Consider the following 9,718-nt stretch of genomic DNA (forward strand, 5'->3'; position numbering starts at 1 on the left):
GAAACCGTTTTTATCCTGAGGGTACTGGTCCTATAATGCAACCATATTTTCCCGACGGCCGGAGGCCCGACAATGAAACGCAAATGCCTGGAAGGCGATGGTTGCCCGGTGGCTCGCGCCTTGGACGTGGTGGGCGACTGGTGGACGCTGCTGATTATCCGCGACGCGTTTGCCGGCGTGACGCGTTTCGGTGATTTTCACAAGCACCTGGGTGTGGCTAAAAATATTCTTGCCACGCGGCTCAAGGACATGGTCGAGCAAGGCTTGCTGCAAACCCGTGAAGTCGGCGCACGCAGCGAGTACCAGTTGACCGACAAGGGCCGTGCGCTGATGCCGGTACTGGTGACCCTGGCGCAATGGGGTGAGGCCCACACTGCACCCGAGTGGGGCGGTACGCGGCTACTGGATGCGCGCTCGCTCAAACCGTTGCGCAAGGTTGAGGTGCTGTCCGAGGATGGCCGGGTACTCGGCCTCGACGATATCGTCACCCAGGTGCCAGCGTCGCAGACGTGAATGCCCCGAGGGGCATTTTGTGCAATACCGCCCGCGACGCGCCCTTTACCGTGACGCCATCTTTAGCGTCATGACAAAAAGGGAATCGCAATGAGCTTGATTATCTCCATGGCCGCCTTCGCCCTGGCCACCTCGATCACCCCGGGACCGGTCAATGTGGTCGCCCTCAGCAGCGGTGCGCGCTTCGGTTTTGCCGCCAGTCAGAAGCACGTGTTTGGCGCCGCGGCGGGTTTTACCTTGTTGCTGGTATTGATCGGTCTGGGGCTGCACGAAGTGCTGGTGCGCTGGCCGCTGTTGACGCAGTTGATCCAGTGGGGCGGAGTCGCGTTCTTGCTGTACATGGCCTGGAAGTTGGCGATGGACGATGGCCGGCTCAATGCCGAGGGCCGCGCCACGGCACCCTCGATGCTCTATGGCGCGATCATGCAATGGCTCAACCCCAAGGCCTGGCTGGCGTGCGTGGCCGGGATGGGGTTGTTCGTGGCTGATGGCGACGCTCGCCAAGTCTGGCTGTTTGCGGCGCTCTACCTGGTGATCTGCTACCTGTCCGTGGCGTGCTGGGCCTATGCCGGCACCTTTCTGCGTCGCTACCTGGCTAACCCCCAGGGTGTGCGTGTGTTCAACCGCTCAATGGCCGCGTTGCTGGTGGCCAGTGTGGGTTATTTGCTGATGGCTTGAGCACGTCGCGGTACTGCCCGGGCGTCGCGGCGAAATGCTGTTTGAAGGCCCGTTGGAAATGCGCTTGGTCGGCGAAGCCTGCGGCCAGGGCCACATCCGCGATCAGCTCGCCTTGGCGCAGTTGCGTGCGGGCGAACTGGATGCGCTGGTTCACCAGAAAAGCGTGGGGCGTGAACCCGTAATACTGCTTGAACGCGCGGATCAGGTAAGACGGCGACAGCTCGGCGGCCAGGCAGATGTCCTCCAGTTTCAAGGCTTGGGTGCACTGCGCGCGGATGTAGTCGGCGGCCCGTTCCAGCTTGTGGTTGACCTCGCGCAACGGCGCTTGGGCGGGGTTGAGGCGCTGTTGGACTTCACTGAAGTAGCTCACCAGCGCGCTCTGCTTTTGCAGGTGCTCGGCGTGCTCGTCCACCAGGGTTGCGTACAGTTCGAGCAGGCCGTCGTACAGCACCGGGTCGCGGGTGTAGGGCGTGCTGAAGGCTCGGTAGCCCTGGTCGGTGCTGAAACCCAGCTGGTATTGCAGGTCGGTCAGCCAGGGCGTATCGAGGTACAGCATCTGATAGGACCAGTGCTCATTCTGGATCGGGTTGCACGCGTGCACATCGCCGGGGTTCATCAGCACCACCGTGCCGGCGCTGATCTCAAACGTCTCGACACCGTAGTGGTAGTAGCTGCGCCCGTGGGTCACCGCGCCGATGGAAAAATGCTCATGGGCGTGCCGGGTATAGGTGACCTTGCGTCCGTCGGCGATGGTGCGCGCCTCGATAAACGGCAGCGCGGCATCACGCCAGAAACAAGGGGCCGCCGGGCTTGCGGGCGAGGACATGGCGCAGTGCTCCAAAAGAACCAGTGCGTAGACTCATCTATAACCGGCCGTTGTTCAAGGCCTCACTGGGTGGCGAGTGTGACCGCGCGCAGGTACTCGGCCCAAGGGTCTTCGTCGCGACTGACCTGTTCCAGCGTCTGTACCTGCGCGGCGCTTTCCTTCAGTTTGGCGGCGCCTTGCAGGTAATGCCGCTCGACGATGATTTTCGCCACCGCACGGGAGCGCGGCGAGTCCAGGCTGCGTGGAATACGGTGGCCATCGGCGTCGGCTTCCGGCAGGGTTCCGACGGCGGGCAGCACCTCGTCGAGGCGGCGGATGCGTACGCCGGGGGCACGGCTCACGGCGCTCACGTCGATGGGTTGGACGCCCGAGGCATAAGCCGGCCAATCGAGCGCCAGGCTGGAGACAGCCTGACCGGGCGAATCCGCCGCCGCTACCAGCGTGTCGTAATCCAGGTCATGACGCGCGCGAATCAGCAGGTGCTTGGGGAAGCATTCATACACACGGCGGTCGCGGTAGAAGCTGGCGCAGACGATCAGGCCGAAGGTCCCGACAGCTCCGCTGCCGTCGCGCAGGGCAAAAAATTCCACCTTGCCGAACTCCAGCGCCTCGCGCCAGGGCAATGTCAGCCCCGGCAAGGCATCCAGCAGGTAGTCGATCAAGGCGGTCTGCAGGCGGAGCAGGTGCTCGTTGAAGGTTTGCGCAAACAGCGAGCTGAACGCGTTCAACTGGTCGAAGCGCGGCGCCAGTTCGCGGTACTTGATGCGTTTGTCGCTGGAGTGCCAGCGCTGCGTCGTCACCTGCAGCTCATTGGCCATATACAGGTCCACGAAGGAATATAGATTGCCCTGAGGGGCGTCGTCGGGCCAGCGGTCCTCGGAAATTTCCGAGTCTTCCGGTAGCTCAATCAGTATCAGCTCATCCAGCAACGGGGTCTGCGGGTAGACCTTTTCCAGGGCTTGCAGGGCCAGGGCGCGCCGGCCCGGTAACGGAGCGGCAAAGGCCTCCATGGCCGTGCGCAACCGTGCGCGCAAGGCATTGAGCGCGGCAATCGCGGCATTGCTCTGTTCGACACTGTAGCGTTGTTGGCGTGGCAACAGGCCGTTGGTCACGGCCCACGCCTGGATAGCCGGCGCGGTCAGGGGGCCTTGTAGAAAGCGGGCCCACTTGCCATCGGGCGGTAGATGGGCCAGGTACATGATCTCGTTATAGGAGAACTGGCGCGCCGCGCCGGGCATCCGCTCTTCCAGGTAGATTGTGTATTGCTGGAACAGTGCCCATGTCTGGGTCGCCAGATAGGGCAGCGAGTCGGGTATCTCACGCACCAGCAGGTGCGGCGCGCGGCCACAGAGTATCAAGTGCGTGGCCAGCGCGGCCTGGCCTGGGTCGAGGCGTGGGAAGCTGTTTTCCAACTGCTGGCGGACGAAGGCCGCCGACTCTCCCCAGAAGAACGTGCCGGTCCAGTCCAGGCGATTGATACGCGCAGGTTGGGTATCGATGTCCGGGTCCAGGCTCAGAATCAGTGCAGCCCATACCAACGCACTGCGGCTCGCGTGGCCGCTGGTCTCGATCGCATCGACGCCGTGCCGTTGCAGGTCCGAGGACAGTTTGGCGGCCAGTTGCTGGGCCCGTGGCGACGCGATCAGGCGGATCATCAGCAGGTCGGCCTCGGCGCGGATATCCACCGGTGACTTGCCTTCCAGCACCGGTTGGGCGAGGTAGCCGAACAGATGGGGTTCATCTTCGGGAAGCCACGTGCGACTGACGGTAATTGCCCGTTGCCGGTCGGTATCGGACAAGGTCCAGGCAATCGGTTGCGCCTCCAGGGCCGGCGAGAGGGCGCGCCAGTAGTCGTTTTCTTTCAAGCGCAACGGCACGGTGATCGTCAGGCGTTGTGCGGCGAGGCGTGCGTCCTCCAGGGTGGCCGGCAACTTGTGCCCGTACAGCAGCAGCGCCTGGCGCAGGCTGACCGCGTCGTTGGTGCGCAGTTGCCCGCCTGAACGGATGGCCAGCGGCAGCAACTTGCGCAGCATGGCGCTGAGTTTTTTGTCGGCCAATACCTCGGTGGTCAATGAGACCCACTCGCCCTCCAGGTTTCGGCCGGCGAGGCCGGTGTCCACATTGAGCAAAATGTGGCTGTCGGGGTCGATGTGCAGCTTTTGGCGTATCGCGACAAACTCCGGCTGGCTCGCAAGGGTTTGCAGGGCCTGGCGGCCCGGCGCCAGGGTCGTGGGGACGTCATCTTCGTCGACCGTGATAATCGCATCCAGCCCCCGGGGGCCTTTCAAGGTGCCGTGGCTGATGGCGTTGTACAGCCCCTTGCGCATGGCGTGGCGGTCATTGAGAAAACCCGCGTGCAGGCTGTAGTCAAAGCGCTCGCGCAGGCTGCGTGCGTCGGCGAAGAGCGTGGGCACCGGCGGCATCGGCCATTGCCGCAGGCGTACGACCAGGCTCGCCAGCGCTGTTTGGGTGAGGGGACGTTCAATGTTGTACGCCTTCAAACACGCGGCGATGCTCAGGCTGTGCTCGGGGTAGATGTCCGTGCCCAGCTTGGTGGCGAGCCGGCTCAGGATCTCCCAACGGGTATGGGGTGTTTTCGGGCGCAGTTCGCGGCTGCGGATTTCCCCCGCTTCACGCCTGGGTAGCACGTGGACCACCTGTTTGAGGTGATCGTAGTAATACTCCGCGGTCGCCGCTTGCAGGCCCTCGACGATGTTGTCTTCGACGATCACCTTCAGCCGCTGGGCGGCTTCCTTCAGCGTGCGCGCCATCAGTGAGTCTGACGTCAGGTGCAGGCGGGTACGAAACAGCGCGAGGCTGTCGAATCGACCCAGGGCTTGCAGCGCGTCGGCCAGCTGTTGGTAGTCGAGTCGCTGCTGGGTGCGTTCTGCATGGATCAGCGAGCGGCTTTTGCCCGCCTCATCGATTGCGGGAAAGGCTTGGGCGGTCTGCAGCTCGTCAATCATCAATTGCGCTTGCAGGCGGTTTTCGGGGATGGGATAGCCGTAGAAGGCCAGGACCCGATCCAGGGGCAGGGTGCGCGCGATGTTGTCGATGCGCTCGCCAACGTACGCCATGCCCAGTTCGGCCGGGTCCAGCAGTTGGCTGACGAACACCAGCACGCTGGACACCTTCCACCACCCTGAGGCGTCGGCGAGGGTAAAACGGTAGAGGGTGCGCTGGCCGAGCACTTTGCCTTCAAGGGTGCCGTTGTGGATGCGTAGCGTGGTGAAATCCAGGCGCCGGCGGTCCGCCCAGTCCAGCAGCTCTGACTGATTGAAGGCCTTGCGAAACACTTCGGCCCACTGCCCCAGCAGCGACAACTCGGACACGATGGTGGGGTGGGTTGGGGCGGGAAGCGCCTGGTCGGGTGGGGTGTTCAGTGCGATCAGCAGTTGGTCGATCAGCTCCTTGTCGCCTTGCTTGCGCAGGTCGTCGCGCAGGCTCAGCACTAGGGCCGAATAGCGGGTGCTGGCTGACGGGCTGGAAAAATCATCGGGGGAGCGTTTGCTAATGCGTGGTCCATCCATGGGACAGCCTCCTGTCGTGGCGTAAACCCCATGTTTGCGTCAATGGGGTGCAGGCTGACAGCAGGCGGTTCAGCGGATGCCGTGGCGGCTCTCAGCCACGGCTGTAGGCGTTAGAAGTCCCAGCGCGTGGCCAATTGCAGGCTGCGCGGCTCGCCGTAGAAACCGGTGCCGAAATTGCCCAGGCCCGTGTAGTACTTTTTATCGAACAGGTTCTTCACGTTCAGCGTGGTGCTCAGGTGCTCGTTGAAACGGTAGCGGGCCATCAAGTCCACCAGGTAGTAGCTGTCCTGGGTGATGCGCGCGTAGTCGCCGCCGTTGACGCTGTCACTCGGGTCGGGCTGGAACACGTTGCCAAAGAACGCGCTCTGCCAGTTCACGCCGCCGCCCACGGTGACGTTGTCCAGGGCGCCGGGCAGGCGATAGGAACTGAACAGGCGCACCACCTGCTGCGGCGTGGTGGTTTGCAGTACCGAGCTGTACACGTAGCCGTCATCGGCATCGCGGGTGTGCTGGTAGGTGTAGCCGGCCGAGACGTTCCAGCCGTCCAGCACTTCGCCCGACAGCTCGGCTTCAAAGCCCTTGGTGGTGGCGCCGGCAATTGCGCGGTATACCGAGTCGGTATCAAACCCGGAAACGTATTGGGCGACGTTGTCCTGTTCGATGCGGAACACGGCGAAACTGGCGTTCAAGCGGCCATCGTAGAACGCGGCCTTGAGGCCCGCCTCGTAGGTGTCGCCTTCCACCGGGTCGAGCAGCTTGCGGTCGGCATCCTTGCTGGTTTGCGGGCGGTAGATCTGGGTGTAGCTGGTGTAGGCCGACCAGGTGTCATCGAGGTCGTAGACCAGGCCGGCGTACGGTGTGACCACGCCGCTCTGCCGATAGGTGGTGCGGTTGTCGGCTTTGGTCGGGTCGTAGAAGTCGGTGGTGTCGGTGCCGCTGAAAGTGTTGACCCGTGCGCCGAGGATCACTGACAGGTCGTCGGTGGGCTTCAGGCGCGTGGCCAGGTACGCGCCGGTCTGGCGTTGCACGATGTCGTTCTGGCCGCTGCGGGGAATGTCCGGCTTGGCGTACTCGCCGTGCCAGTCGAAGATGCTGCCACCCACGCTGGGGTAGATCGAGCCGTACACCGGCACATCCTGTTTCGAGCGGGTGGCCATGAAACCCAGGATCAACTCGTGCTCGCGACCCAGCAGGCTGAAGGGGCCGCTGACGTTGACGTCCAGGGTGTTCTGCACCTGGTCGCCTTTGTACTTGCCCATGAACATATACATGTTTTCGCCGCTGACCGGGTCCGGGTTGCCGCCGCTGGCGGAGGCGAGCAGGGTGTCGTGCTGACTGCGCTTGCGGTCGAGGCTGACTTTGAGCGACCAGTCGTTGGCCAGTTTCTGTTGCACGGAGGCGAAGAGTGTCTGGTTGGTGAAGTCGCGGCGGCTCCAGTCGGCGGCGGGGTTGAACGAGCGCGAGAAGTTCGTGCGCGAGCCGTCGCTGAAGAACATCGGGAAACCGGTCCAGGTGGCGCCACGGGAGCGGGTGTTTTGCTGGTCGATGCCAAAGGTCAGCAGGGTGTCGGGCGTGAGGTCGGCTTCCAGAATGCCGTAGGCGATGTCCTTGGTGTTCTGGTAGTGGTCCAGGTAGGACTGGCGATCCTGATACACCCCGACAAAACGCCCGCGCACATTGCCGGATTCGGTCAGCGGCCCGGAGATATCCCCTTCGGTACGGTAGTTGTCCCACGAACCCAAGGTCTGCGTCGCCGAAGCCTTGAAGGCGGCGGTGGGTTTTTTGCGGATCAGGTTGACGGTGGCCGACGGGTCGCCGGAGCCGCTGAGCAAACCGGCCGAACCCTTGATGATTTCCAGGTGGTCATACACCGCCATATCGGTGCTGGTGGTGCCGTAGTCGTACACGCCGTCGTAGGTCGAGTTGACGCCGTCGTACTGGAAATTGGTGATCGGCAGGCCGCGCCCGGAAAACTCCCAGCGCTCGCTGTCGTAGTTCTGCACGCTGATGCCGGGGGCGCGGCGCAGGGTGTCGGCGATGCTGTTGGAGCCCTGGTCATCCATCTGTTGGCGGGTAATCACGGTGACCGATTGCGGGGTTTCGCGCATCGACAGCGGCAGGCCGGTGGCCGAGGCCATGGACCCGGTGGTGTAGGAAGGGCTGTCTTCGGTGGTGGCGCCCAGTTGCTCGCCGGAAATCGTCGTGGCGCCCAGCTCCAGGGCGTCGCCGTTGGCCGGGATCAGTTCGAGCACGTAGCCGTTGTTGCCTTGGGGCTGTGCCTGCAAGCCGCTGCCTTGCAACAGGCGCTGCAAGCCGCTGGCCGGGGTGTAGTTGCCATTCAGTCCGGGGCTGGTCTTGCCGGCGGCGAGGTTGTTATGGCCGGCGATGAAAATGCCCGATTGCGCGGCGAAGCTGTTCAGCACACTGACCAGGGAGCCGCCCGCGATGCGGTAGCTGCGCGTGGCTTGCTGGGTGGCGTCCGGCTCGGCGGCGTACGCCGTGGGTAGGCCGAGGCAAAACAGTGAAGTGGCCAGCGCCAATGGGCGCAGCGCGAAACGAGCAGGTTGCGACATGAAGGGTTCCCTTTGAATCAGATCGAACGGCGAATTGAAAGCGTCTGCAGGGTTAACCGAACGAGTGTTCAAAAGGGGAACTGGCGCAGGCAGATTTTTATCGGGGGACTACGGTGACCCACCACGGCAGCGGGCGGTCGAGGCGAATCGGCAGCGCGGCTTGCAGCAGGTGCAAGGCGTGGTCGCTGTCCTTGAGCGGAAACGAGCCCATCACCGGCAACTGCGCCACCGCCGGGTCACAGCCGAGGTGGCCGGGGCTGTAGCGGTTGAGTTCGGCGATCAGTTGGCCCAGCGGCAGGTTGTCGGCCAGCAGCACGCCGTGGCTCCAGGCTTCACGGGTGGGGGACGCGGCGGCAGTGCTGTCGATGTGTTCGCGGGTAAACCAGACTTGCTGGCCGGCTTCGATGATGCGCACTGCCCCGTTGGGCGTGCTGACCTGCACGCGGCCGTCGAAGACGTTCAGTTGGGTGCGGTGTTCGGTGTGCAGCACGCTGAAGCGTGTGCCCAGCGCTTGCAGGCGGCCGTGTTCGGTGTCCACCAGGAACGGCCGGTGGGCGTCCTTGGCGGTGTCGATCAGTACCTCGCCAAAGCGCAGGCGCAACAGGCGTTGCGCCGTATCAAAGCGCACATCCAGCGCGGTCAATGCGTTGAGCCACACATGGCTGCCGTCGGCCAGCAACGCATCGCGGGTTTCGCCACGGGTGGTGGCGTAGTCCGCGCTCCAACCGCCCACCAGCCGGGGCAGGGCGGTGTGGCGCCAGGCACCCCAGGCCAGTGTCGAGCCACCGCACAGCACCAGCAACGTCTTGAGGGTTTGCCGACGGGAACTGCGCAAGGCCCGGCCGGCGTTTTGCGGTTGCTCCAGCAGCGGCGCGAAGCGTTGGCTGACGCGCTCGACATACTGCCAGGCCGCCAAGTGCTCGGGGTTCTGCACAACCCAGGCCTGCCAGCGCTGTTGCTCGTGGGCGCTGCCTGAATCCTGCAAGCGCACGTACCATTGCGCCGCCTGTTCCAGGCTGGCATGGCTGAGTGTGCCGGGGGTGGTCATTGCACCAGCATCCCGTCCAGCTCGGCTTCGAGGATCGCGCAATGCAGCAGGGCCTGGGCCATGTATTTCTTGACCATGCGCTCGCCCACGCCCAGCTGTTCGCCAATCTGCTGGTAGGGCAGGCCGTGGAGTTGGGCGAGCAGGAAGGCTTCGCTGACCTTTCGCGGCAGGCGGGCAAGCATGGCGTCTACTTCGTAGAGGGTCTCGACGATGATCGCGCGCTGTTCCGGCGACGGCTGGGTGTCTTGCGGGCGCAGGGCCAGGCTGTCGAGCCAGGCTTTTTCCAGTTGGCGGCGGCGCCAGTGATCGATGCACAAACCCCGGGCGATGGTGGCCAGGTAGGAGCGCTGGCGCAGGTGATCGGTCTCGCTGGGTGGGCGGTTGAGGATGCGGATGAAGGTGTCGTGGGCCAGGTCGGCGGCATCCCAGCGGTCATTCAGGCGGCGGCGCAATAGACCGAGCAGCCAACTGTGGTGGGTGCCGTAGAGGTGGGTGGTAAGCGTTCGCCCAACACATCTTGCTTAATGATCAGCGTCTGTCGGGAGCAAGA

Annotated in this window: 6 protein-coding genes and 1 pseudogene; 2 read left to right on the forward strand and 5 right to left on the reverse strand. The window is 63.9% G+C overall.

Translation table 11 applies throughout. The features are described from left to right. Nucleotides 1–72 precede the first annotated feature (72 nt). Both NUV89_RS04130 and NUV89_RS04135 read left to right on the forward strand, forming a co-directional pair. The gene (locus NUV89_RS04130; protein ID WP_257780401.1) at nucleotides 73–513 is read left to right on the forward strand and encodes a helix-turn-helix domain-containing protein; all 441 of its coding nucleotides are present in this window, start codon (nucleotides 73–75) and stop codon (nucleotides 511–513) included. A 90-nt stretch (nucleotides 514–603) separates the two neighbouring features. Further along, entirely contained in the window at nucleotides 604–1,191 is a 588-nt protein-coding gene (locus tag NUV89_RS04135) for a LysE family translocator (protein WP_257780402.1), read from the forward strand. Here the strand turns inward: NUV89_RS04135 and NUV89_RS04140 are convergent. The 5 genes and pseudogenes from NUV89_RS04140 to NUV89_RS04160 form a co-directional block, all read right to left on the reverse strand. Further along, nucleotides 1,133–2,017, reverse strand: coding sequence for an AraC family transcriptional regulator (locus tag NUV89_RS04140; RefSeq protein WP_257780403.1), 885 nt, complete (start codon nucleotides 2,015–2,017; stop codon nucleotides 1,133–1,135). The two genes, NUV89_RS04135 and NUV89_RS04140, sit on opposite strands and share 59 nt — an antisense overlap. A gap of 62 nt (nucleotides 2,018–2,079) precedes the next feature. Then, nucleotides 2,080–5,547, reverse strand: coding sequence for a hypothetical protein (locus NUV89_RS04145; protein WP_257780404.1), 3,468 nt, complete (start codon nucleotides 5,545–5,547; stop codon nucleotides 2,080–2,082). A 110-nt stretch (nucleotides 5,548–5,657) separates the two neighbouring features. Then, the gene (locus tag NUV89_RS04150) at nucleotides 5,658–8,120 is read right to left on the reverse strand and encodes a TonB-dependent receptor (RefSeq protein ID WP_257780405.1); all 2,463 of its coding nucleotides are present in this window, start codon (nucleotides 8,118–8,120) and stop codon (nucleotides 5,658–5,660) included. A 97-nt stretch (nucleotides 8,121–8,217) separates the two neighbouring features. Next, nucleotides 8,218–9,168 carry a FecR domain-containing protein gene (locus NUV89_RS04155; protein WP_257780406.1) on the reverse strand — a complete coding sequence of 317 codons (951 nt, stop codon included), beginning with the start codon at nucleotides 9,166–9,168 and terminating at the stop codon, nucleotides 8,218–8,220. Next, nucleotides 9,165–9,671: pseudogene (locus tag NUV89_RS04160) on the reverse strand (sigma-70 family RNA polymerase sigma factor); the annotation flags it as partial. The gene NUV89_RS04155 and the pseudogene NUV89_RS04160, both read right to left, overlap by 4 nt. Nucleotides 9,672–9,718: the final 47 nt, after the last annotated feature.

It is taken from the genome of Pseudomonas sp. 18.1.10 (assembly GCF_024655625.1).
Classification (GTDB): Bacteria; Pseudomonadota; Gammaproteobacteria; order Pseudomonadales; family Pseudomonadaceae; genus Aquipseudomonas.

Bases quoted from the DNA above. Each gene is read 5' to 3' on its own strand.
- NUV89_RS04130 (WP_257780401.1), top strand. From the start codon at position 73: ATGAAACGCAAATGCCTGGAAGGCGATGGTTGCCCGGTGGCTCGCGCC.
- NUV89_RS04135 (WP_257780402.1), top strand. From the start codon at position 604: ATGAGCTTGATTATCTCCATGGCCGCCTTCGCCCTGGCCACCTCGATC.
- NUV89_RS04140 (WP_257780403.1), bottom strand. From the start codon at position 2,017: ATGTCCTCGCCCGCAAGCCCGGCGGCCCCTTGTTTCTGGCGTGATGCC.
- NUV89_RS04145 (WP_257780404.1), bottom strand. From the start codon at position 5,547: ATGGATGGACCACGCATTAGCAAACGCTCCCCCGATGATTTTTCCAGC.
- NUV89_RS04150 (WP_257780405.1), bottom strand. From the start codon at position 8,120: ATGTCGCAACCTGCTCGTTTCGCGCTGCGCCCATTGGCGCTGGCCACT.
- NUV89_RS04155 (WP_257780406.1), bottom strand. From the start codon at position 9,168: ATGACCACCCCCGGCACACTCAGCCATGCCAGCCTGGAACAGGCGGCG.